We start from the raw sequence: 21935 nt of genomic DNA on the forward strand, positions 1-21935 counted from the left end.
AAAAAAGCGCTACCCAATCGCTACGGCTGGTTACTTACTCGCCTTTGGGCTGGCCCCAGTCTTCCTGCAGTTTGGGGCGCTCGTCGACCGGCTCGACGTCGATCGGCTCGTCTTTGTGCTGGCGGGCTTCGAGCGCCGCCTCGGCGGAGGCCTGCGTCGAGAAGTAGGTCACTTCCTCTTCGACGGCCGTTTCGAGCAGGTTGCGGTCCCGCGAGACGATCAGGTCGACCTCGCCGCGCTGGACGGCGTCTTCCAAGTCGACTGCCTCGCAGAGTTCGTAGTACTCCGAGAAGCCCTCCACGAGATCCTCGCCGGCCTCGGTGCCGGGGTCGGGGAACTCGTCGGCCGAGAGGTCGACGACGACGGTGCCGTCCTCGGGGATCGGCTTGCCGACCGAGTCTTGGGCCTTGTCGTAGGCCTTGCCGAACGTGTCGGCGGTGCCCATGACCTCGCCGGTCGATTTCATCTCCGGGCCGAGGCGCGGGTCAGATCCCGGCAGGCGGTCGAAGGGCAGGACGACCTCCTTGATCGAGGTCTGTTCGGGAACCTGCTCTTCGACGTCGAGGTCGGCCAGCGACTCGCCGGCCATCACTTTGGCGGCGAGCTTGGCGATCGGGACGCCGGTGGCCTTCGAGATGAACGGCACCGTACGCGAGGAGCGCGGGTTGGCTTCGAGCACGTACACCTCGCCGTCCTTGACGGCCAGCTGGACGTTCAGCAGGCCGACGGTGTCGAGCGCGTCGGCGATGTCCTCGGCGACCTCGCGGACGCGGCGGTTCACGTCGCGGCCCAGCGAGCGCGGCGGGATCATGCAGGCGGAGTCGCCCGAGTGGACGCCCGCGGTCTCGACGTGCTCCATGATGCCGCCGATGAGCACGTCGTCGCCGTCGGCGACGGCGTCAACGTCCAGTTCGACGGCATCTTCGAGGAAGTCGTCGACGAGGATCGGCTTGTCCGGCGCGACGCGGACGGCCTCCTCGATGTACTCTTCGAGTTCGGCGTCGTCGTAGACCACGTCCATCGCGCGGCCACCCAGCACGTAGGAGGGGCGTACGAGGACGGGATAGCCGATGTCGTGAGCGAGTTCGAGCGCTTCGTCCTCGCTGAAGGCGGTGCCGCCCTCGGGCTGGGCGATACCCAGCTCGTCCATCAGCTCGTTGAACCGGTCGCGGTCCTCCGCGAGGTCCATCGCCTCGACGGTGGTCCCCATGATCTCGCAGTCGAGATCGCGGCGTTCGAGTTCGGCTTCGAGCGGTTCGCCGATGTTGACGGAGGTCTGGCCGCCGAACTGCACCATCACGCCGTCGGCGCCGGTCGCCTCGATCACGTCGGCGACCTCCTCGGCGGTGATCGGCTCGAAAAAGAGCCCGTCGGAGGTGTCGTAGTCGGTCGAGACCGTCTCGGGGTTGTTGTTGACGACGTGCGCGTCGATGCCGGCCTCGCGCAGCGCACGGACCGCGTGGACCGAACAGTAGTCGAACTCGACGCCCTGCCCGATGCGGATCGGGCCGCCGCCGACGACGACGACGCTTTCGGCGTCCTGATCGACTTGGACCTCGTCGGTGAGGCGGCTCTGGCCCTTGCTGGCGGCCGCCTGCCGCGCCGAGTAGTAGTACGGCGTCGTCGCTTGGAACTCGCCGGCGCAGGTGTCGACTTGCTTGAACGAGCGATCGGGGGTCGACGCCTCGACGGCGTCGATGTCGCCGCCGTCCGCACGGGGCAGTTCGGAGGCCTCGCTGGCCTCGACGCCGGCGGCGATCTGGCCGTCGGTGAAGCCGATCTCGGCGGCGCCGTCGAACTCGCCGTCCTGTGCGGCCTCTGCGGCCTCGGCGACGTTCTGGTAGCGCTCGACGTACCACTCGTAGATGTTCGTGAAGTCGACGACCTCCTCGACGGAGTAGCCGCGCTCGAACGCCTCGAACATCGCGTAGGGGCGGTCCGGCGTCGGGCGCTCCAGATAGTCGGTTTCGAGTTCGTCGTCGCTGAGTTCGTCCCAGTCAGGCTCGGGCTCGTACTCGCTGGAGCGCAGTGCCTTCAGCAGAGACTCCTCGAAGGTCCGGCCGATTGCCATCGCTTCGCCCGTGGATTTCATCGCGGTGCTCAGCTCGAACTCCACGTCGTCGAACTTGTCTTTGGGCCAGCGGGGCACCTTGGTGACGACGTAGTCGATCGCGGGCTCGAACGCGGCGGTCGTTTCGCCGGTGATCTCGTTTTCGATCTCGTGGAGGCGCTTGCCGAGTGCGACCTTCGCGGTGACGCGGGCGATCGGGTAGCCCGTCGCCTTCGATGCCAGCGCCGAAGAGCGCGAGACGCGCGGATTGACCTCGACGACGCGGTACTCGCCACCGGGCGTGCCGTCGTCGCGCCACGCGAACTGGATGTTACAGCCGCCTTGGATGCCGAGGTCGCGGATCACCTTCAGCGCGGAGTCGCGCATCTCTTGGTGGCCCTCGTCGGGGATGACCTGCGAGGGCGTGACGACGGTGGACTCGCCCGTGTGGATCCCCATCGGGTCGATGTTCTCCATGTTGCAGATGATGATACAGGAGTTGTCGGCGTCCCGCATCACTTCGTACTCCAGTTCGACCCAGCCGGCGATCGACTCGGTGATGAGCACCTCGCTGTTGCGCGAGAGGCGAAGCCCCTTGCGGACGCGCTCGACGAGCTCGTCGAACTCGTCGACGACGCCAGAGCCCGATCCTCCGAGCGTGTAGGTCGTCCGCGCGATCACGGGCAGGCCGCCGACCTCGTCGACGGCGTCCTGCACGCGCTCTTCGAGGTCGTCCTCGGTCAGCTCCGCGACGGCCTCGTCGTCGTCGAGTTCGATCGTCGTCGACTGGGCGACGGGCTCGTCGAGCTCTTCCATGCGCTGGCGGAACAGCTCGCGGTCCTCGGTCGCGTAGATAGTGTCCAGCGGCGTCCCCATAATCTCGACGTCGTGTTCGTCGAGGACGCCCTCCTCGGCGAGTTCGGCCGTGACGTTCAGGCCGGTCTGCCCCCCGAGACCGGCGATGACGCCGTCGGGCTGTTCCTTGCGGATGATCTCGCCGATCGCCTCGGTTGTGATCGGCTCGATGTACACCTGATCGGCCATCTCCGGGTCGGTCATGATCGTCGCCGGGTTGGAGTTGACCAGCACGACCTCCGCGCCTTCCTCTTGCAGGGCACGACAGGCCTGAGCGCCCGAGTAGTCGAACTCTGCTGCCTGCCCGATCTGGATTGGGCCGCTCCCGATGAGCAGGATCTTGCGGTCTTCCTCCGCCGGTGTGTTTGTCCCGTCGCTCGTCATTTCTATCTACTCAAAATCCGCACATCGTAATAAGCCCGGCGATGGATTACGAAGAGCGAAATGGAGTTTCGAAATTCGTACCCATCAGGGATCGTCGGCGTCCGGCACGCAGGCGCCCGTACGCGCGGCACAGTGGGTTAGCGGGCACAGTACTGTGATAGAGAATTTCATACACCCATTTTCGGCTTCCAGCAGCCGCTCCGCGTGCCGGTCACCGACGATCGTCTCACTGCGGGTTACAGTTCGTAGCGGTACGGCTGGCCGCGGTGGACCTCGACGCCGCCGCGTTCGGCCTGCCGGCCGAGCACTGTTGCAATCCGGTGGGCGCTGTCGAACGCTTCGCCGCGTTCTTTCAGCAGCACCAGTATCTCCCGCGCCGTCAGCGGCTCGTCGACCTCGGCGTCCTCGATTACGTCTCTGATGCGCTCGTACTCCCCCCGAGCGTGCATACGCGTCTGGCTTCGTCGCGGGGACTGATAAAGTTGCGTCGTGCGCGCGTCCGACGCGACGGCGTCAAGCGCTCTTTTGGCTCAACTGATGATGGTTTGCGGTCTTCAGCGAAAGGGAAGCCTTTCGAGGTAGTTTACTGGGCAGTGCCGAAAAAATACTTACTGCCGGCATAGAGAATCTGTTGTATGGGACGCAAACCCTCCATTGCGTACCTCTTTGCCTCGGCCGTGGGTGCTATGCTGGCCGTTGTGGGCGCATGGCTTCCGTGGGTACGCAAGCAGCCAGTTGGTACTACTGATGGACAATTGTACTACACGTCTGAATGGGTCTCTGGGTTAGAGACCGGCTTTCAAGGGTTCGACGTGCTTGGTGTACTGCTTGCCATTTCGATCGTATTGGCCGTCTTCGTGGCTCGGCGGAAGAATTGGCGACCTGATGGTATTCTCATCGGTGCTGGGGGACTTCTGTTCCTGTGGGGCGGTGCCACATTCAACTCCTATCGGACAGTCGACCGGTATGTGATTGAGACGGGACTCTATCTCGTGCTCGTCAGCGGGTGTCTGTTCGTACTGCTCGGCGTAGGCACAGTTCTCAAACGGCGCTTCACGGCTACTGCACATCCCTGAGTCAGTCACGCAAACCTCTGCGGAAATCATGCCGACAAAAAATCCAACTGCTGTGTTCGCCACAGCTAGCCGTTCCTACGCGGCTGTGTCGTGCTCGCTCTCGAAATTCCGGTGAACTGCGTCCACCGACATCCCGTTCGACGCAGTCTCACGGGATTCGCCCCGCGATTTCTCGGCTCGCACACACGGCCTAGGCGGCCGTATCGTGCTCGCTCTCGAAATCGCGCTGCGCCCGGTACTGCTCGACGAACTCGGCCACGTCGAACTCCAGCATCTGCTCTTCGAACTCCGAGGCTGCCGAATCGCTGTCGGCGTGGCTGATCGCGTGTTCCATCAACTCGACGATCAGCTCGACGACGATCTCGTGGAGTCGGCGCGAGTCGAACTCCGAGACCCAGAGCAGTCCGTAGCCGACGTTGCCGTCGTCGCTCTTGTCGGCGCTTTCGATCTTCTCGGGAAACTCCTCCATCACGACGCCCATGACGTGGGGCGTCCCGAACTCGTCGAAGTCGTCGTCTGTCTCGATGGTCTCGCGCAGCATCTCGACGAGCGCTTCGGGGACGAATCGGGAGGGCGGGTGCACGTCCATCACGACCGCGTGGCTCGATCCGCAGTCGCAATCGAACTCCCGCACTCCCAGATCCAGCGCCCGCGGGTCAATTGACTCACCGCAGGGTAGCGACAGCTCGTCGCTCGCTCCGCCCGGGACGCGCGGTTCTGCCATGCTCGTGGGTTGTCGGTCAGGCCGAATAAACTCCCCGCCTTGCGGTCGGTCGGCAACGGCTTGCCGGACGGTGGCGACGCCGCGGCCCCCGCGGCGTCACCGCGAAACGGTAACTCACTTATCCGCACCGTCCCAACCGCCGGTCATGGAACGACGGGAGCCGCCACAGACCGACGAGGGCTGGTACGTCCTCCACGACCTGCGGACGATCGACTGGGACGCTTGGCGCGGAGCGTCCGAGCGCGACCGCGAACTGGCAATCGACGACGGCGTCGAGTTCTTGGAGGCTGCCGAGAATCTCGACGACGCCGATGCGGGCGCCTCGGCCGTCTTCAGCGTGTTCGGCCACGAGGCCGACCTGCTGATCCTCCACCTTCGCCCGACGATTCGGGAGCTGGATACCCTAGAGCGCCGGTTCGAGCAGACCGCCTTCGCCGAGTTCACCGAGCGCACGAACTCCTATCTCTCGGTGACCGAAGCGTCGGGCTACACCGGCGCCGAGGCGTACTTCGACCCCGAGCAGGAGGCCGACCCGGGCATCACGAACTACATCGAGTCCCGGCTGTATCCCGACCTGCCAGACGCCGAGTTCGTCAGCTTCTACCCGATGGACAAGCGCCGCCAGCCCGAGCAGAACTGGTACGATCTGTCCTTCGAGGATCGGGCCGACCTGATGTCCGGCCACGGCGACATCGGCCGGGACTACGCCGGCAAGGTCAGCCAGATCATCTCCGGCAGCGTCGGGCTGGACGACTTCGAGTGGGGCGTCACCCTCTTCGCCGACGATCCGACCGACGTGAAGGACCTGCTCTACGAGATGCGCTTTGACCCCTCCTCTTCGAAGTACGCCGAGTTCGGCTCGTTCGTCTCGGGGCGCCGGTTCCCGCCAGCCGACTTGGACGCGCTACTCGCTGGCGAACCGGTTCCCACCGAGGAGCGAACCGACGACGCCGCTGGCGCCGACGAGGAACTGCTCGACGAACTCGACCGCTTCGGCGTCGACGCCGCCGACGCGCCCGCGGGGTCGTCCGGGCTGGTCGTCTACTCCGAAGCCGATGTCGAGACCGTCCGCGAGGAAGTCGACGGCCTGCGCGGGAACTTCGAGCACTACGACTCGCACCTGCTGACGGAAGTCTACGAGGACGGGGACGACGCTGCCATCGTCAGCCTCTGGGAGACCGACAGCGCCGCCGGCACCGCCGCCGGCTTCCTCGAAGAGCTGCCGGGCGTCTCTGACTACCATCAGGGCTCGCTCGGCGGCGACGCCGACGGCGAGGACGCGGACGACGGACGAGACGCGGCCGCCAACGACGACAGTGGCGAAAGCGCTCCGTCTCACGCCCATGGCAGCGACGAGGACACCGACATCCGCGAGGAACTCGAAGACCGTGGCATCTACGCCGGCCAACCGCACGGCGAGGACGTGTACGCGCTCGTGCTGTACTCCGAGGCCGATCCCGAGGAGCTTTCCGAGGAAGTCGAGAGCCTGAGCGACGGCTTCGACCGCTACGACACCCACCTCGGCACCTCGGTGTACGAGGCACCGCCGGAGGACGCCGACCCTGCGGTCGTCAGCCTCTGGGAGACCGAAAGCGCCGCCGGCACCGCCAGCGACTATCTCGACGACCTGCCGGGGATCGTCCGACAGGCCGGCGATCGCGAGTCCGGCTTCGGCACGATGGGGATGTTCTACACGGTCAAACCCGACCACCGCGACGATTTCGTCGAGAAGTTCGACACCGTCGGCGGCCTGCTCGCGGACATGGACGGCCACGTCCGGACCGACCTCTACGCGAACCGCGAGGACGAAAACGACATGTTCATCGCCAGCCGCTGGGAGTCCCGCGAGGACTGCATGGCCTTCTTCCGAAGCGACGCCTTCAGCGACACCGTCGACTGGGGCCGGGACGTGCTCGCGGACCGTCCGCGACACGTCTTCCTCGCCTGAGCTACTCTAACTCCTCGACGGTCGCTCCCGCGGCGTTTCGCTTGACGCTTCGAATGCCCTTCTTCGCGTTCGCTTTCGACGTGTAGCCCTCGCCGGAGTCGGCGATCACGTTGCCGTTGTCGTGGACGAGTCGCCAGCGCCACTCGTCGGCCCGGTCGCGGTACAACTCGAAAGTCGCGTTCGACGCCTCGGCGTCGGCATCGCGCTCTGCCATGGCGTTGGCTACGAGCGCCGATCGGATTAGTGGCAGGTCGGTTGCCGAGCCGAACGCTCGGGCACGAGATGTCCAACGGAAAACAAAGCGATGGCTGTCCAGTCTGGCGGGACGGAGCGAGCGACCCTTACGAGCCCCAGAAGTTGTCCCGGCTTCCGAGGCGCTCGCGGTCGGTGGCGCTGTCGTCCTCGCCGGCGTCGGCTGCCTCGTCCTCGACGTCGTCGGCGTCGTCGCCCTCTTCGTCCGCGTCCTCGTCCATCGGGAGCCGCTCTAGCTCCTCGGCGCGGGCGTGGTTCGAGTGGACGTTCGTAATCTCGACGCGAGCGCGGGCGTCGGGCAGGACGCCGTCGACCAGCACGATGAACCCGTCGTCGGTACGGCCGACGCCGGCGCCGCTCTCGTGGATGTCGGTCACGTCGACGACGACCTCCTCTTTGGGCTTGACGGGCTGGGTTTTCAGATCGCTGATGGGCTGGCCGTAGTGGTTACACCACTCTTTGCCGCCCCGGTCGCCGTAGTGGGTGCATCCCATCCCTTCGATGCGCTCGTTGAAGCTCGGGCAGTCGTCCGCCAGTGGACAGTCAGCCATGCGTTTGGGTATTCGACCGGTCAAGTAAACGCTTGCGACTGGGTTGGAAGCCTCAAAGCGACCGCGTTGCAGTGTGATTTGTCTTCCGTCGATCGGCAGTGTGTGATGCCGACGCCGAAACGGCTTCAGTTGGTTCCGCTCCGGACGATACGTTAATATGACAGGGATTCAACCACTCGTCGTATGAGCGAGTTCTCCGACCGCCTCGGAACCGGCGTCGCGTCGCTCCGCGACCTTGTTCCGCTGGCAGCCCTCCCGGTCGTGCTGTCCGTGCTCGATTTCGACGCGATCAGGAACGTGCTGGCGTTCGACGGCGTCCACGTCGGACTGAAGTTCGGCATCCCCGTCCCGATCGTCGATCTCTGGTCCGTCGTCGACCCGCCGAACGCCGGCGTCACGGGTGGAACGACCTACCAGTGGGAAGCCGGAACGACCGACCTGCTCGCGGTCGCCGGCGGGGGCGGGAGCGCGCTCGTCGCTGCGATCGGGTTCGCGTTCGTCGGCTTCCTCGTAGAGGGGATGCTCGCCGCGGGCTATCTCGGAAGCGTCCACGAGTACCTGACGACGGGACAGTACGGCTTCGTCGCCAACGTTCGCCGGTACGCCGTCCCGATCGTCGGGCTGTATCTCCTCGGCCTCGCCGCGTTTCTGGCCGCCGTGCCCGTGCTTCTCGTCGCGCCGCCGCTGATCATCCCCGGTGCAATCGTCTTTCTGGCCGCGATCTTCCTGCTCTGGGCGACGCCGTACCTGATCGTCGTACGGGACTGTTCGCTGCGCGAGGGGCTGGTCCGGAGCTACCGACTCGCGGCCGCTGGCGGTCCGCACTTTCGGTTCACGCTCACGTATCTCTTGGCCGTGCTCGCCCTGTCTTTTCCCGCCTCACTCGTCGTCGCAAACGCCGGCGCCGTCGGCCTGCTGGTCGGGCTTGCTGCGATCGGCCCGCTCGGACTGACGCTGAACGTCGCGGTCATGGACTTCGTGCTGGATCTCGCGGGGCCACAGCGGCGTCCGACCGCGTGATCTCCGGGCCGCGAAAGGCAGGTTTCAAGCGGCCCCTCGGCGAACCCGTTCGTATGTACGACCGCATCAAGGGCTTTCGGGACTTCTACCCCGCAGAGATGCAGGCCCGCCGGCAGGTCTTCGACGATGTCGAGGACACCGTCCGGGCGTACGGCTTCCGCGAGATCGACACGCCGACGCTCGAACCGGCCGAGATGTACATCGACAAGAGCGGCGAGGAGATCGTCGAGGAACTGTACAGCTTCGAGGACCAAGGCGGGCGCCACGTCGCGCTCACGCCTGAACTGACGCCGACGGTCGCCCGGATGGTCGTCGCCAAGCAACAGGAGCTCTCGAAGCCGATCAAGTGGTTCTCGACGCGGCCGTTCTGGCGCTACGAGGAGCCCCAGCAGGGCCGGTTCCGCGAGTTCTACCAGACCAACGTCGACATCTTCGGGTCGAGCGAGCCCGACGCCGACGCCGAAATTCTCGCGGTCGCCGGCGACATGCTCACCAATCTCGGACTCGATCAATCGGACTTCGAGTTCCGCGTCTCCCACCGCGACATCCTCGGCGGCCTGCTGGAGACGTTCGACGGCGATATCGACGTGCGCGAGGCGATCCGGGCGGTCGACAAGAGCGCGAAAGTCGAGCAAGCCGAGTACCACGACCTGCTCGTCGGCGCCGGCCTGAGCTACGAGCAGGCAGAGCGCTTCGACGAGTTGCTCGACGTGGACGAGGCGAACCTCGACGAGCTGATCGAGTTTGCGGGCACCGAACGCATCGAAGACGCCGTCACGAACCTGCAGAACGTCCTCGACGCCGCCGAGGACTTCGGCGTCCGCGAGCACTGCACGCTCTCGCTCGAAACCGCCCGCGGGCTGGACTACTACACCGGCGTCGTCTTCGAGTGCTTCGACTCCACTGGCGAGGTCTCCCGCGCGGTCTTCGGCGGCGGTCGCTACGACGACCTCATCGAGAGCTTCGGCGGCCAGCCAACCCCCGCCGTCGGCTTCGCGCCCGGCGACGCCACGCTCTCGCTTCTCCTCCAGCGCGCCGGTGTCTGGCCCGAAGAAGCCCTCTCGACAGATTACTACGTCCTGCAAGTCGGCGACACCCGCGACGTGGCCGCCCGGATCGCCCGCGATCTGCGCGCGTCGGGCAACGTCGTCGAGACCGACGTGGCCGACCGGAGCTTCGGCGCCCAGATGAACTACGCCGACTCGATCAACGCCGAGACGGTCGTGATCGCCGGCGAGCGCGACCTCGAAAACGGCGAGGTGACGGTCAAGGACATGGAAAGCGGCGACCAGACCACCGCGCCCGTCGACGCGTTCCCGGGCGAGCACGACCGGCCGACGTACGACGACTTCGCCTGACGCCGCCGCGATTTTTGCACCGACCGGCCGCTTGATGCCGATGCTCGACCCAGTTCCGCCGTGCGCGTTCACTACCTCCAGCACGTCCCCTACGAACCGCCCGCGGCGATCGCCGACTGGGCACGCGAGCGCGGCCACGACCTGACCGGAACTCTGCTGTACGACGACGAGCCGCTGCCCGATCCAGACGAGTTCGATGTGCTCGTCGTGCTGGGCGGGCCGATGGGCGTCTACGACGACGCCGAGTATCCCCATCTCGACGCCGAGCGCGAGCTGATTCGGACCGTCCACGACGACGGTACGCCGATCCTCGGCGTCTGTCTCGGCGCCCAACTGCTGGCCGCCGCGCTCGGCGCCGAGGTGTACCCACACGAGCGCTCCGAGATCGGGTGGTTTCCGGTCGAGGCGACCGACGCCGCGGCCGGCTCGCCGCTGGCGCCGCTGGGCGAGGCGTTCACCGCCCTGCACTGGCACGGCGACACCTACGACCTGCCCGAGGGCGCGACGCAACTGGCACGGACCGACGCCTGCGAGCAGCAGGCCTTCGTCGTCGGGAACTCGCTGGGGCTGCAGTTTCACCTCGAATCGACGCCCGAGAGTCTGGCCGCGCTCGTCGACGCCGCCGGCGAACTGGGCGACGGCGAGTACGTGCAGTCCGAGGCGGAACTGCTGACTGACGACGCACCCTACGAGGCGTGCCGCGAGGGGCTGTACGCGGTGCTGGATCGACTGATGGCGTCGGCCTGAAGAATCCGGACTCCCGCGCTCAGATCACGCCCGTCTTTTCGGCGACCGAGCGCGCCGCGTCCTCTTCGATACCGTCACCGAGGATCGTGTAGCGGTCCCGAATCTCGTGACAGGTCGACAGCGCTTCGACGACCTCCTCGGGCTCTAGGTCCAGTTCCGCCGCGGTCGTCGGGGCGTCGATGCTGTCCAGTGCCGATCGGATGTCCGTCCAGATGCCGTCCTCGCCGCTGTGGAGGTAGGCGGTCATGATCGACCCGACGCCGACCTGATGGCCGTGGAGCGCGCGGCCGGGCGCGATCCGGTCGAGCTGGTGCGAAAAGAGGTGCTCGGCGCCCGAGGCGGGCCGCGAGGAGCCGGCGATCGACATGGCGACGCCCGAGGACACGAGCGCCTTGACGACGATCCACGACGACTCCTCTAAGCCCGGTCGGATCGAGTCGGCGTTGCTCACCAGCATCTCGGCGGTCATCTCCGAGAGTGCGGCGCCGTAGCCCGAGTAGGGAACGCTCTTGAGTCGGTCGGCGAGCCGCCAGTCCATCACTGCGGTGTAGTTGCTGATGATGTCGGCACAGCCCGCGGTCGTCAGCTCCCACGGCGCGTTCGCCAGAATCTCGGTATCGGCGACGACCGCCAGCGGCGGCTCGGCGGCGACGCTGTGGCGCGTGCCGCCGTCGGGGACCGACCCGCGGTTGCTGACGATCCCGTCGTGGCTCGCCGCCGTCGGCACCGAGACGAACCCGCGGCCAATGTCGTCGCTGGCCATCTTGGCGATGTCGATGGCTTTCCCGCCGCCGACGCCGATCAGAAAGCCCGGATCGACCTCGCGGGCGGTGTCGATCACGCGCTGGATCGCCTCGAAGCTCGCGTCCTCGACTTCGACGATCTCGGGGTCGACGCCCTCGGCGGCGAACTGCTCGACGATCCGGTCGGCGGCGATCTCCCGCGGCGTCGGGCTGGTGACGATCAGCGGCTGCCCCTGCAGGTGGAGCTCCCGGACGGCCTCGACCGTCTGGTCGATGACCCCGTGGCCCACCACCACGTTCCGCGGCAGGCGGATCCAGGTGGACTTCTCGAACATACTCGGGCGAAGACACCCGACTGTGAAAAGGTTGCCCCGCCACGACGCGTTCGGCGTCCGCACTCAGAGCGTATCCAGCACGCCCAGCACCCGCTCTTCGGCGTCCCGATCGGGCCCGTTCTCGCGGCCCGTCCGATCGCTTTCGAGGTGGTCCTCGACGGCGCGCTCGATGCCGTCCTCGACCGAAACCGGCTCCCACCCGAGATCCGCGAGCTTCTCGGTCGACATGACGTGTGGATAGTCGCGGTACAGCGGGAAGTCCTCCAGCTCGATGCCCGCGGTCGCCAGTTCGCGCTCGCCGGCGGTGACGACCTCCACGTCGGCGTCGAGCGCGTCGGCGACGGTCTCGACGGCCTCCTGTAGGGTGAGCAGCCGCCGGTCGCCGGTGTTGTACGCCTCGCCCGGCTCGCCCTCTTCGGCCACCACGCGCAGCGCCCGCGCCACGCTCTCGACGTAGACGCGATGCCAGAGGTTCGTGCCGTCGCCCGGAACGATCACGCGGTCGTGCTCTGCCGCCCGGTCGATCCAGTAGTCGAAGCGCTCGGTGTAGTCGTGAGGGCCGTAGACGACCGGCGGGCGGAGGCTCATCGCGTTCACCCCACGCTCGGCGGCCGCAAACACCGCTCGATCGCCTTCGGCCTTGCGCGGGCCGTAGGTCTCGTGGGAGTCGTCGCGGGCCTGCTCGTCAGTACATTCGCACAGCGTCGTCTCGTCCTCGCGCTTGGGAACGTCTTCGTCGCCGTAGGCCGCGCCGCTGGAGACGTACACGTACGCATCGACCTCGTCGAACAGTCGCGTCGCCGTCCGCACCTCCTTTGGCTTGTACGCGACGCAGTCGATCACAACGTCCGGATCGGTCGCCGCGGCGTCGGCCAGATCGCCGTCATCGGTGCGGTCGCCCTCGACGTGGGCCACGTCGTCCGCGTCGGCGAAGGGGTTCTCGTGGTTCCCGCGGTTGAAGATCGTCACGTCGTAGCCGTGCTCTCGGAACTCCTCGACGGCATAACGCCCGATGAATCGAGTGCCGCCGATCACCAGTACGCTATCGCCCGTCTCCGTGCTCATGGCTCGGGGTTCGTCGCGGACGGGAAAACTGTGGCGGGACGGCGGTGCCGCCGCTCCGTCGCGGCGTCCAGATGTTCGGCGAGTGCGACCGGCAAGACGGGTTCGGCCGCGGGCAAAACTGTGGTATCAGGTTACACGGCATATCCTGACAATGCCCTGATACACCATGCAGCGACGCAGTCCACAGTCATTGAGTTGTATATTCATGGCCTGTGGTTTTAGGATATGGCCGTGAACAATTTGCGTGCCTGGATTCGGATGTGGTTCTGAATCCGGCGCCTCTGACATGACCGCATGCGGGGGACTCCCCCGCTTTCGAACGGTACGTATCCCGGAATGTTTATCAGCATAGCTGTCACGTACCCAATATGATCGTCGAGTTCGGGACCGACCAGCCCCCACTGGAGACGGCAGTCTCACGGGCTCCCGACATCGAGATCGAACTGGAGCATCTCGCAGCGACTGGCTCGATCCCGTTGCAGGCGTTTTTCTGGGCGTACGGCGATCAGCTTTCGAGCTTCGAGGCCGGACTCGACGAGGATGTCGGTGTCGACCGATGGGCGCTTCTCGAAGCGAAAGGCGGCGACCACCTCTACCGAGTGACTCACACGGCTGATCCGCCGATCGTCAACCTGTACCGACACGCCGTCGCCCACGACGCGATTCTCAGCGAAGCGTCGATCACCAACGACGGCTACCGTGCTAGGATGTTCGTCCCCGATCGGGACGCGCTGAACGCGTGGCGCGACGCGTGTCAGGAATCGGGACTGTCGATCGATGTCACCGCGCTCTACGGCGCCGAACGGACGCCACCCGAGCGTCATCACGGCCTCTCCGAGGAGCAACGCGAGGCCCTGCTGATCGCCGCTAAAAAAGGCTACTTCTCGATTCCGCGCGAGACCTCGCTTGCCGGACTGGCCGAGAAACTCGGCGTGTCGAGTCAGGCCGCCTCCGAGCGACTGCGCCGCGGGATGGAACGGCTGGTCGACGACGCGCTGGTCGACGACGAGTAAAACAGCGCCGCGACGACGCCGCCGCTCAGTCGTCGCTCGACGCGGCGAACTCGGCGGTCGCGTCGGCGTCCGGCGTCGCGCCGGAGGGCAGATCCTCACGAACGTCGTCGGCACCCTCTTCGAGCACGTCGGCGTAGGCGTCGGGCATCACCTTGACGACGTTGTCGAGTTCTTCCTCCCAGTTGTCGAGCACGTACTGGCCGCGGTCGCTGTCGGTGTAGGCGACGTGGTTCTCGACGAGTCGGCGGAGCATCTGCCGGTCGCGGTCGTCGAGCGCGTGCTCGACCGACACCATGCCGCGGTTGACCGACTCCTCGAAGTCGCCCTCGCGGTCTAGCACGTACGCGACGCCGCCGGACATGCCGGCCGCGAAGTTCTTCCCGGTGTCGCCAAGCACCGCGACGACGCCGCCGGTCATGTACTCGCAGCCGTGGTCGCCGACCGATTCGACGACCGCTGTGACGCCGGAGTTGCGAACGGCGAAGCGCTCGCCGGCCTTGCCGTTGACGTACAGCTCGCCCTGCGTGGCGCCGTACAGCGCGACGTTGCCGATCAGGGAGTTGTCCTCGGGCTCGTAGGGCGCTTCCGGCGGCGTCTGGACGACGAGCTTGCCGCCCGAGAGGCCCTTGCCGACGTAGTCGTTGGCGCCGCCGGTCAGCCGCATCGTGACGCCGTCGGCGAGGAACGCGCCGAAGCTCTGGCCGGCGGTGCCGTGGAAGTCCACGTCGATCGTGTCTTCGGGCAGCCCGTCGCCGCCGTACGCCGTCGAGACGCGGTTCGACAGCATCGCGCCGACCGCGCGGTCGACGTTCGAGATGTCCGATTCGACGGCGACCGGTTCGCCCGACTCGATGGCTGGTTCGGCGGCTTCGATCAGGTCATGATCGAGTTGCTCGTCGATCTCGTGGGTCTGCTCGCGGGTCTTCCGACGCTGGTCGCCGTTCGGTTCGGCCAGCACGCCCGAGAGGTCGACGTTTTTCGCCTTCGGGTGCTCGACGTCGTCGCGCTGGTCGAGCACGTCGACGCGGCCGACCATCTCGTCGACGGTTTCGAAGCCGAGTTCGGCCATGATCTCCCGAAGCTCTTGGGCGATAAACGTCATGTAGTTGATAACGTGCTCGGGCTGGCCGGGGAAGCGGTTCCGGAGCTTCTCGCGCTGGGTGGCGACGCCGACCGGGCAGGTGTTTTTGTGACACTGGCGGGCCATCACGCAGCCCGAGGTCACGAGCGACGCCGTCCCGAAGATGTACTCTTCGGCGCCCAGCGCCGCGGCGACGGCCACGTCGCGGCCGGTCTTCATTCCGCCGTCCGCGGAGACGCGGATCCGGTCCCGGAGGTCGGTCTCGACGAGCATCTGGTTGGCTTCGGCGAGGCCGAGTTCCCACGGCAGGCCGGCGTTCTTGATCGACGTACGCGGGCTGGCGCCCGTGCCGCCGGAGTGGCCCGAGATGTGGACCACGTCGGCGTTGGCCTTGGCGACGCCGGCGGCGATCGTGCCGATGCCGGCCTCCGAGACGAGCTTGACGTTGATGTCTGCGTCCGGGCTTGCGGCCTTTAGGTCGTGGATCAGCTGTTTGAGGTCCTCGATCGAGTAGATGTCGTGCAGCGGCGGCGGCGAGATCAGCCCGACGCCCGGCGTCGCGTAGCGGACGTGCGCGATCATCTCGTTGACCTTCATCCCGGGTAGGTGGCCGCCCTCGCCGGGCTTTGAACCCTGTGCCATCTTGATCTGCAGCTCGTCGGCCGAACTCAGGTAGTGGCTGGTGACGCCGAAGCGTCCCGAGGCGACCTGCTTGACGTTGCACTCCTTTTCGGTGCCGAAGCGCTCGGGCGGCTCGCCGCCCTCTCCCGAGTTGGACTTGCCGCCGAGCCGGTTCATGGCGATGGAGTTGTTCTCGTGTGCCTCCGGCGAGAGGCTCCCGAGGCTCATCGCGGCCGTCGAGAAGCGCTCGACGATCTCGTGGATCGGCTCGACCTCCTCGATGGGGATCGACTCGCGCTCGTCGGTCCCGAACTCCAAGAGCCCGCGCAGGGTCTGGAGCGTCTCTTGCTGGTCGTTGATCTCGGCGGCGAACTCCTTGTACCGGTCGTAGTCGCCCGATCGGACCGCCTGCTGGAGCTTGCCGACCGTGTCGGGGTTCCACTGGTGGTGGATACCGTCCGAGCGGTTCTCGAACTCGCCGTAGCGGTCGATGTCGGCGTCGTCGTCCCACGCGTTGGCGTGCCGGTCTGCGGCGTCAGCCTCGATCTCGGCGACGCCGATGCCGCCGGTGCGCGCTTCGGTGCCCTCGAAGTACTCGGCGACGAAGTCGTCGTCGAGCCCGACCGCCTCGAAGATCTGGGCGCCCTGATAGCTCTCGACCGTCGAGATGCCCATCTTCGCCATCGTCTTGAGCAGGCCGTTCTCGACGGCGCCGACGTAGTCGTCGACAGCCTCGGCGAGATCGGCGCCGTCCTCGCCCGCGACGACGTTTGCGATCGTCTGGTAGGCGAGGTAGGGATCGACGGCGTCGGCGCCGTAGCCGACCAGCGTGGCGAAGTGATGGACCGTGCGCGGGCCGGCCGATTCGACGACGAGCCCGGCGTGGTTCCGGAGCCCGTTGCGCACGAGATGGTGATGGACCGCGCCGGTCGCCAGCAGCGCCGGGATCGGCACCCGGTCGGGACCGGTCGCCCGGTCCGAGAGCACGACGACATCGTTGCCGGCGTCGATCGCGTCGACGGCGTCCTGACGGACGCGTTCGACGGCGGCCTCCATGTCGCCACCGCGCTCGTAGGTGGTGTCGACGGTGGCGGCCGACATGCCGTTGGCGTCCAGTTCCTTGATCGCCGCCGTCTCGGCGTCGGTCAGGATCGGCGAGTCGAGCACGAGTTGGCGGGCGTGTGCGGGCGACTCGTCGAGCAGGTTGCGCTGGAAGCCCAGCCGCGATTCGAGGCTCGTGACGAGTTCCTCGCGGATGTAGTCCAGCGGCGGGTTCGTCACCTGCGCGAACAGCTGTTTGAAATACGAAAACAGCGGGCGGTTGTAGTCCGACAGCACCGACAGCGGCGTGTCGTCGCCCATCGAGCCGACGGGGTCTTTCCCGTCTTTCATCATCGGCTCGATCATGTTTTCGAGTTCGTCGTGGCTGTAGCCGTGGGTCGCCTGATGCGCCCGGAGGTCCTCGACGGAGTCGCGGGGTGCGAGGTCCTCGGAATCGGCAACGTCTTCGATTCGGACCTGCTGGTCGTCGACCCACTCGCCGTACTTCTCGTCGGTCAGGTCGTCGAACACCTCGTCGTCGGGAATGACCCGCCCCTCCTCGGGATCGGCCAAGAAGAGCTGGCCGGGCTGGAGCCGGCCACGCTCGACGATCTCGCCGTAGTCGGGTTCGAGCGCGCCGGCCTCGCTGGCCATGATCAGTCGGTTGTCCGAAGTCACGTCGTATCGGCACGGTCGCAGGCCGTTGCGGTCGAGCACGGCGCCGACGCGGTCGCCGTCAGTCGCACAGACTAGCGCGGGGCCGTCCCACGGCTCGACGAGCGAGGCGTGGAAGTCGTACCACTCCTTGCGGTCTTCGGGCATCTGGTCGTCGCTGCGCCAAGCTTCGGGAATCAGCATCCGGAGCGCGTGGGGCAGATCGCGGCCGTCCTCTAAGAGGAGTTCGAGCGCGTTGTCGACCGAGGCGGTGTCGGACTGATCGGGGTCGTCGATGATAGGTTTGACCGCTTCCACGTCCTCGCCGAGCGCGTCACTCTGGATGTCCGTCTCACGGGCGCGCATCCAGTTGATGTTGCCCTGAATCGTGTTGAACTCGCCGTTGTGGATGATACCGCGGTAGGGATGGGCGAGATGCCACGCGCCGAGCGTGTTCGTCGAGAAGCGCTCGTGGACCATGACGAACGTCGACTGGACGCGCTCGTCGGCGAGGTCGGGGTAGTACGTCGAGACCTGCTCGCCCTTGAGCAGGCCCTTGTAGACGAGCGTCTTGCGGTCGAGCGAGCAGACGTAGAACCGTTCGGCACCAGCGAGATCGGCGTCCTCGACGGCGTTTTCGAGCGCTCTCCGGGCGACGTACAGCGCGCGGTCGAACTCGTCGTCCGAGACAGCGTCCGTCGGCGTCACGAAGCACTGCCAAACGTCGGGTTCGGCGTCGACGGCGGTCGCGCCGAGGTCGGCGTTGTCCGTCGGAACCGACCGCCAGTGGACGACCTCCAGATCGTAGTCGGCCAGCACGTCCTCGGTTCGGTCGCGCAGCGCGGCGGCGGCCGCAGCATCTTGGGGGAGGAAAAACGAGCCGACAGCGTACTGGTCGGGCAGATCGACGTCGAGAACGTCAGCGAAGAATTCGCGCGGCGTCTGGAGCATCACGCCCGCGCCGTCGCCGGTCGCTTCCTCGGCGCCGGTCGTCCCGCGATGTTCGAGATTCTCCAACAGTTCGATGCCGTCGGCCACTACCTCGTGCGATCGGCCGTCGTCGAGATCCATGACGACGCCGACGCCGCAGTTGGACCGTTCGTCGTCGGGGCTGGCGAGGCCCACCGAACGGTCCGCGTTCGTGTCTCGTTGCTGAGTCATATGCGCAGACTTGATCTTCTCCAATAAGAGGGTTCTCCTGAATGGCTAAGGGTATTATATACACATGCAATGTTATATTAGGTCTGTGTATCTTCAGTATTTTTGGAGGGTATTCTGACTGATTTTGATTTCGCCCCCGGTATTGGCGGCGAAAATACACAACTCGCAACGGCCCAGCAGCGGTCGCGACGGCGCCGCTGTCGGGCACCTCGCTGGCCGCTACGATCTCGGACGGTGCGCCGGCGCTCGCCCCGAGGTTGAAACCGGATGACGGACGAACGACCGACTGTGAGCTTCGTACTCGGCCGTGGCGAGGAGCATCGGCCGCCGACTCCCGACTCGCGGACAGCGAGCGACCGGCCATCGATGGCTGGACGATTGGGCACCTACCGGGCGCTCGACGGCAGCGAGGGGGCGGACCTCTATCTCGATCTCGACGGTCCCCACGCTGTGCTGATCGTCGGCAAGCGCGGCTACGGCAAGTCCTACACGCTCGGCGTCCTCGCGGAGTCGCTGGCGCGCTCGCCCGGCGTCGCGCCGGTCGTTATCGATCCGATGGGCGTGTTCGGCGAGCTCGCGGCCGACGCCGAAGGCGATCCAGTTCCTGCCGAAACGATCACCGAGCCGACGGTCGCTCCCGATTCGCTGGACCCTCGCTCGTGGTGCGAGTTGCTCGAGCTTTCGCCCGAAGGTGGTCCCGGCGGCCTCGTCTGGCAGGCTGCCGGCGAGGCGTCGACGCTCGCGGGAATGTGCGACCACGTCGCGGACGCCGACGCGCCGGCAGCGCCCGTGCGTGCGGCGATCAATCATCTCGAACTGGCGGCCTCGTGGGGCGTGTTCGACGCCGACGGACTGGATGCAACCGCGCTCGGCGGTGCGGCGGCCACGGTCGTCGACCTCTCGGGGCTCGACGCCGCACCCGCGAACGCCGTCTGTCGCGGCGTCGCCGAGGCGCTCTATCGCGCTCGCGTGACCGAGTCGATCGACCGACTCCCGTGGCTCCTGCTCGACGAGGCCCACGCCTTCTTCGACGGCGTCGCCGAACCGGCGCTCCGGACGATCCTGACGCGCGGTCGCGCGCCCGGCGTGAGTCTCGTCGCGGCGACCCAGCGCCCGAACGCGGTACCGGATGTCGGCGTCTCCCAGTCGGACGTGCTCGTCGCCCACCGACTCACCGCCGGGCCGGACCTCGACGCCTTAGAGCGGGTCCAGCCGACGTATCTGAGCGGCACGCTCGGCGAACGGATGCCCCATTCTCCCGGCGATATCGTCGTGATCGACGACGCGACCGAGACGGTCCACGCCGCCAGCGTCCGGCGCCGCGACACGCCCCACGGCGGGGACAGCCCCAGCGCGAGCGATGCCGTCACCGACGGCTGATCGAGATTCGACCGGTCAGAAAATAGTCGCTGGAAACCGGGCTGTCGACGCCCAGTCAGCAGTCTTCGCTCGCCGAGAGCTGGGTAACGTTTCCGCTCTCGTTGCCGCCTGCGCTCTCGTTGCCGTCGATTCCGACCGCGTCGTCGCTGGCGTTGCCGCTCGCGTTGCTGGCGTTACCGTCGCCGCCGTCCGGCGTCGCGTCTGCGTCGTCGTCATCGTCGTCGTCGTCGTCATCGTCGTCGTCATCGTCGTCTTCGATCGTGATCTCAGCGTCGTCCGTGACAGGCTCTCCGTCTTCGGTGTAGGGTCCGTCCTCCTCGCCGTCGGAGTCGACGAAGTTGTACTCCTCGTTGTCGTCGGTATCCATGTGGGGCATGGCGATCAGCGTCTCGTCGTCGGTAAGCTCGTCGTCGTCGAAATCGGCCCCGACGACTGCGTCTTCGTCGTAGAGATCGACTTCGATGTCCTCGTGATCGCCCGATCCGAGGTAGTCGCTCGTGCCGATGACGCTCCCGATCACCTCACCGTCGAGCAGGCTACTGTCGTGGATCGTTACGAATCCGCCGTCGGGCAGGGTCGCTTCGGCCACTTCGACGCTGGTGCCGTCGCTCTCCTGATCGTCGAACGTGACGGCTGCGGTCTCGTCGTCGCCGTCGTCCCCGCCATTGCCCTCCGTGTCTGGCGTGAGCGCGTCGACGTCGAGCAGGAGGTCGAACGCCTCCTCGTCGTCCTCGGGTTCGAGATAGCCCACGGCGTACGCCGAGTACACCGTGTTGCCCATCAGTTCCACGTCGAACTCGGCGACGGCCTCGTCCTCGCCGGCCGGCCGAATCTCCAGCGTATAGGTGCCCTCCGGAACGTCGACGCTCTCGTCCTCACCGAACTCGAGGTCGGTCACGAGTTCGTTGTCGTCGGCGACGACGTCGACGGCCGGAGCGTCTGGCGAGGCGTGGAGTACGCGCACGCGGCTCTCGTCGTCGTCGAGGTCCTCGATGTCGACGTCCAGCAACAGCAGTTCGAGCGGTTCGTCGCCGTCCTCGGCAGCCTCGCCGACCACGACGGCCGTGGCCGCGCCTGACGGAACGTCGACGCTTTCGTCGATCACCGCCGCGTCGGTGTCCTCGCCAGTCGGGACGACCATCACGTCGTACTCGCCCGAGAGCAAGACGAGGTAGTCGCTGACCTCCCCGAATGCTACGTCTTCGAGTATGAGTACGTCGTTGACGTACACGTCGACGTTCGGCGCGTCCGGCGACGCGTGAACCGCCTTGATGCTGGCAACGTCTCCTCCGTTCCCGTTTCCGTTGTCGTTTGCTTCGTCATCGGAGTCCGATTGCGAATTGTTTTCGCCGGCGAACGCTACCCCCGTCCCCCCGAGGATGGCCGCCGCTCCCATGCCGGTCAGTACAGTTCGTCGAGTCGTATCTCCCGTCATGATACGAGTCTAACTATGGAAATTAAACTAAAGTGCGTTGTTATGACTAAGGATTTTTAATTTAGCCCTTTGATAGCTTCAGACGATGAATTACTGCAGGCGACTGCAGGGTCGGCGTCGCGTTCGATAGGCTCACTGTCGCGCTGAGTATCGGTTTGTTGCGTGCAATCCCCGATCTGAGTGTGCTGTCTATCGATTTCGCTTGCGCGCGGTGACGCCGCCGCGTCCGCCGGTGTCGGTGCGACGAACGCCGCGGTAGTATCCGCTTCGAAGGCTTTATCGGCGGCGTGGGCCACCCTTCGGGTAACATGGCAGAGAAACCGGCCTCGATGTACCGGGAGATCAGCAAGCCGCCCTACACGCGCAAGGAGTTCATGGGCGGCATCCCCGGCTCGAAGATCGCACAGCACCAGATGGGCGACCTCCAGTCCGACCCCGAGG

15 protein-coding genes and 2 pseudogenes are annotated in these 21935 nt (G+C 66.3%); 8 read left to right on the forward strand and 9 right to left on the reverse strand.

What is annotated here, in order from left to right; translation table 11 throughout:
* Positions 1 to 34: 34 nt before the first annotated feature.
* Positions 35 to 3289, reverse strand: a complete 3255-nt coding sequence (gene carB / locus CRO01_RS13345) for a carbamoyl-phosphate synthase large subunit (protein WP_097009635.1) — start codon at positions 3287 to 3289, stop codon at positions 35 to 37.
* Between the two features lie 236 nt (positions 3290 to 3525).
* Complete coding sequence (locus tag CRO01_RS13350; protein WP_097009636.1) at positions 3526 to 3738, reverse strand: hypothetical protein; 213 nt, start codon at positions 3736 to 3738, stop codon at positions 3526 to 3528.
* Between the two features lie 186 nt (positions 3739 to 3924).
* Between CRO01_RS13350 and CRO01_RS13355 the strand changes: the two genes are divergently transcribed.
* Positions 3925 to 4365, forward strand: a complete 441-nt coding sequence (locus CRO01_RS13355; RefSeq protein WP_218839194.1) for a hypothetical protein — start codon at positions 3925 to 3927, stop codon at positions 4363 to 4365.
* Positions 4366 to 4555: 190 nt separating this feature from the next.
* Here the strand turns inward: CRO01_RS13355 and CRO01_RS13360 are convergent, their stop codons facing one another.
* On the reverse strand, positions 4556 to 5089 hold the full coding sequence (locus tag CRO01_RS13360; protein ID WP_097009637.1) for a DUF5815 family protein: 534 nt from the start codon (positions 5087 to 5089) through the stop codon (positions 4556 to 4558).
* Positions 5090 to 5234: 145 nt separating this feature from the next.
* Here CRO01_RS13360 and CRO01_RS13365 point away from each other — a divergent pair, with 145 nt between their 5' ends.
* The gene (locus CRO01_RS13365) at positions 5235 to 7037 is read left to right on the forward strand and encodes a heme-binding protein (protein ID WP_097009638.1); all 1803 of its coding nucleotides are present in this window, start codon (positions 5235 to 5237) and stop codon (positions 7035 to 7037) included.
* A 1-nt stretch (position 7038) separates the two neighbouring features.
* Here CRO01_RS13365 and CRO01_RS13370 read toward each other — a convergent pair.
* Together CRO01_RS13370 and CRO01_RS13375 are read right to left on the reverse strand one after the other, a co-directional pair.
* Positions 7039 to 7224: pseudogene (locus tag CRO01_RS13370) on the reverse strand (HVO_2922 family protein); the annotation flags it as partial.
* A gap of 154 nt (positions 7225 to 7378) precedes the next feature.
* A complete protein-coding gene (locus tag CRO01_RS13375; RefSeq protein WP_097009640.1) occupies positions 7379 to 7840 on the reverse strand; it encodes a TRAM domain-containing protein in 462 nt (153 codons plus the stop codon).
* 183 nt (positions 7841 to 8023) lie between these two features.
* On the opposite strand from CRO01_RS13375, the gene CRO01_RS13380 reads away from it, so the two are divergent.
* From CRO01_RS13380 to CRO01_RS13390, 3 genes are read left to right on the forward strand one after another with little or no spacing between them, the layout of a single operon-like run.
* Complete coding sequence (locus tag CRO01_RS13380) at positions 8024 to 8860, forward strand: hypothetical protein (protein ID WP_097009641.1); 837 nt, start codon at positions 8024 to 8026, stop codon at positions 8858 to 8860.
* Between the two features lie 53 nt (positions 8861 to 8913).
* Entirely contained in the window at positions 8914 to 10218 is a 1305-nt protein-coding gene (gene hisS / locus CRO01_RS13385; protein ID WP_097009642.1) for a histidine--tRNA ligase, read from the forward strand.
* Positions 10219 to 10278: 60 nt separating this feature from the next.
* On the forward strand, positions 10279 to 10965 hold the full coding sequence (locus tag CRO01_RS13390) for a glutamine amidotransferase-related protein (RefSeq protein WP_097009643.1): 687 nt from the start codon (positions 10279 to 10281) through the stop codon (positions 10963 to 10965).
* Positions 10966 to 10984: 19 nt separating this feature from the next.
* On the opposite strand, the gene CRO01_RS13395 is transcribed toward CRO01_RS13390, so the two are convergent.
* Together CRO01_RS13395 and CRO01_RS13400 are read right to left on the reverse strand one after the other, a co-directional pair.
* The gene (locus CRO01_RS13395; protein WP_097009644.1) at positions 10985 to 12043 is read right to left on the reverse strand and encodes an NAD(P)-dependent glycerol-1-phosphate dehydrogenase; all 1059 of its coding nucleotides are present in this window, start codon (positions 12041 to 12043) and stop codon (positions 10985 to 10987) included.
* A gap of 63 nt (positions 12044 to 12106) precedes the next feature.
* Positions 12107 to 13108: an NAD-dependent epimerase/dehydratase family protein gene (locus CRO01_RS13400; protein ID WP_097009645.1), complete on the reverse strand. Its 1002-nt coding sequence runs from the start codon at positions 13106 to 13108 to the stop codon at positions 12107 to 12109.
* 368 nt (positions 13109 to 13476) lie between these two features.
* On the opposite strand from CRO01_RS13400, the gene CRO01_RS13405 reads away from it, so the two are divergent.
* The gene (locus CRO01_RS13405; protein WP_097009646.1) at positions 13477 to 14121 is read left to right on the forward strand and encodes a helix-turn-helix domain-containing protein; all 645 of its coding nucleotides are present in this window, start codon (positions 13477 to 13479) and stop codon (positions 14119 to 14121) included.
* A 25-nt stretch (positions 14122 to 14146) separates the two neighbouring features.
* On the opposite strand, the gene gltB is transcribed toward CRO01_RS13405, so the two are convergent.
* On the reverse strand, positions 14147 to 18679 hold the full coding sequence (gene gltB, locus CRO01_RS13410; protein ID WP_097009647.1) for a glutamate synthase large subunit: 4533 nt from the start codon (positions 18677 to 18679) through the stop codon (positions 14147 to 14149).
* Between the two features lie 288 nt (positions 18680 to 18967).
* On the opposite strand from gltB, the gene CRO01_RS13415 reads away from it, so the two are divergent.
* Complete coding sequence (locus CRO01_RS13415; RefSeq protein WP_375097345.1) at positions 18968 to 20059, forward strand: ATP-binding protein; 1092 nt, start codon at positions 18968 to 18970, stop codon at positions 20057 to 20059.
* Positions 20060 to 20114: 55 nt separating this feature from the next.
* On the opposite strand, the gene CRO01_RS13420 is transcribed toward CRO01_RS13415, so the two are convergent.
* Positions 20115 to 21494 (reverse strand): DUF4397 domain-containing protein, encoded by a 1380-nt coding sequence (locus CRO01_RS13420; protein WP_097009648.1) that lies wholly within the window; start codon positions 21492 to 21494, stop codon positions 20115 to 20117.
* A 308-nt stretch (positions 21495 to 21802) separates the two neighbouring features.
* Here CRO01_RS13420 and rpl10e point away from each other — a divergent pair.
* A pseudogene (gene rpl10e, locus CRO01_RS16970) lies at positions 21803 to 21935 on the forward strand (50S ribosomal protein L16); the annotation flags it as partial.

The organism is Natronoarchaeum philippinense (assembly GCF_900215575.1).
GTDB lineage: Archaea > Halobacteriota > Halobacteria > Halobacteriales > Natronoarchaeaceae > Natronoarchaeum > Natronoarchaeum philippinense.

Coding starts and splice junctions, on each gene's coding strand:
- carB (WP_097009635.1), bottom strand. CDS start 3,289: ATGACGAGCGACGGGACAAACACACCGGCGGAGGAAGACCGCAAGATC.
- CRO01_RS13350 (WP_097009636.1), bottom strand. CDS start 3,738: ATGCACGCTCGGGGGGAGTACGAGCGCATCAGAGACGTAATCGAGGAC.
- CRO01_RS13355 (WP_218839194.1), top strand. CDS start 3,925: ATGGGACGCAAACCCTCCATTGCGTACCTCTTTGCCTCGGCCGTGGGT.
- CRO01_RS13360 (WP_097009637.1), bottom strand. CDS start 5,089: ATGGCAGAACCGCGCGTCCCGGGCGGAGCGAGCGACGAGCTGTCGCTA.
- CRO01_RS13365 (WP_097009638.1), top strand. CDS start 5,235: ATGGAACGACGGGAGCCGCCACAGACCGACGAGGGCTGGTACGTCCTC.
- CRO01_RS13375 (WP_097009640.1), bottom strand. CDS start 7,840: ATGGCTGACTGTCCACTGGCGGACGACTGCCCGAGCTTCAACGAGCGC.
- CRO01_RS13380 (WP_097009641.1), top strand. CDS start 8,024: ATGAGCGAGTTCTCCGACCGCCTCGGAACCGGCGTCGCGTCGCTCCGC.
- hisS (WP_097009642.1), top strand. CDS start 8,914: ATGTACGACCGCATCAAGGGCTTTCGGGACTTCTACCCCGCAGAGATG.
- CRO01_RS13395 (WP_097009644.1), bottom strand. CDS start 12,043: ATGTTCGAGAAGTCCACCTGGATCCGCCTGCCGCGGAACGTGGTGGTG.
- CRO01_RS13400 (WP_097009645.1), bottom strand. CDS start 13,108: ATGAGCACGGAGACGGGCGATAGCGTACTGGTGATCGGCGGCACTCGA.
- CRO01_RS13405 (WP_097009646.1), top strand. CDS start 13,477: ATGATCGTCGAGTTCGGGACCGACCAGCCCCCACTGGAGACGGCAGTC.
- gltB (WP_097009647.1), bottom strand. CDS start 18,679: ATGACTCAGCAACGAGACACGAACGCGGACCGTTCGGTGGGCCTCGCC.
- CRO01_RS13420 (WP_097009648.1), bottom strand. CDS start 21,494: ATGACGGGAGATACGACTCGACGAACTGTACTGACCGGCATGGGAGCG.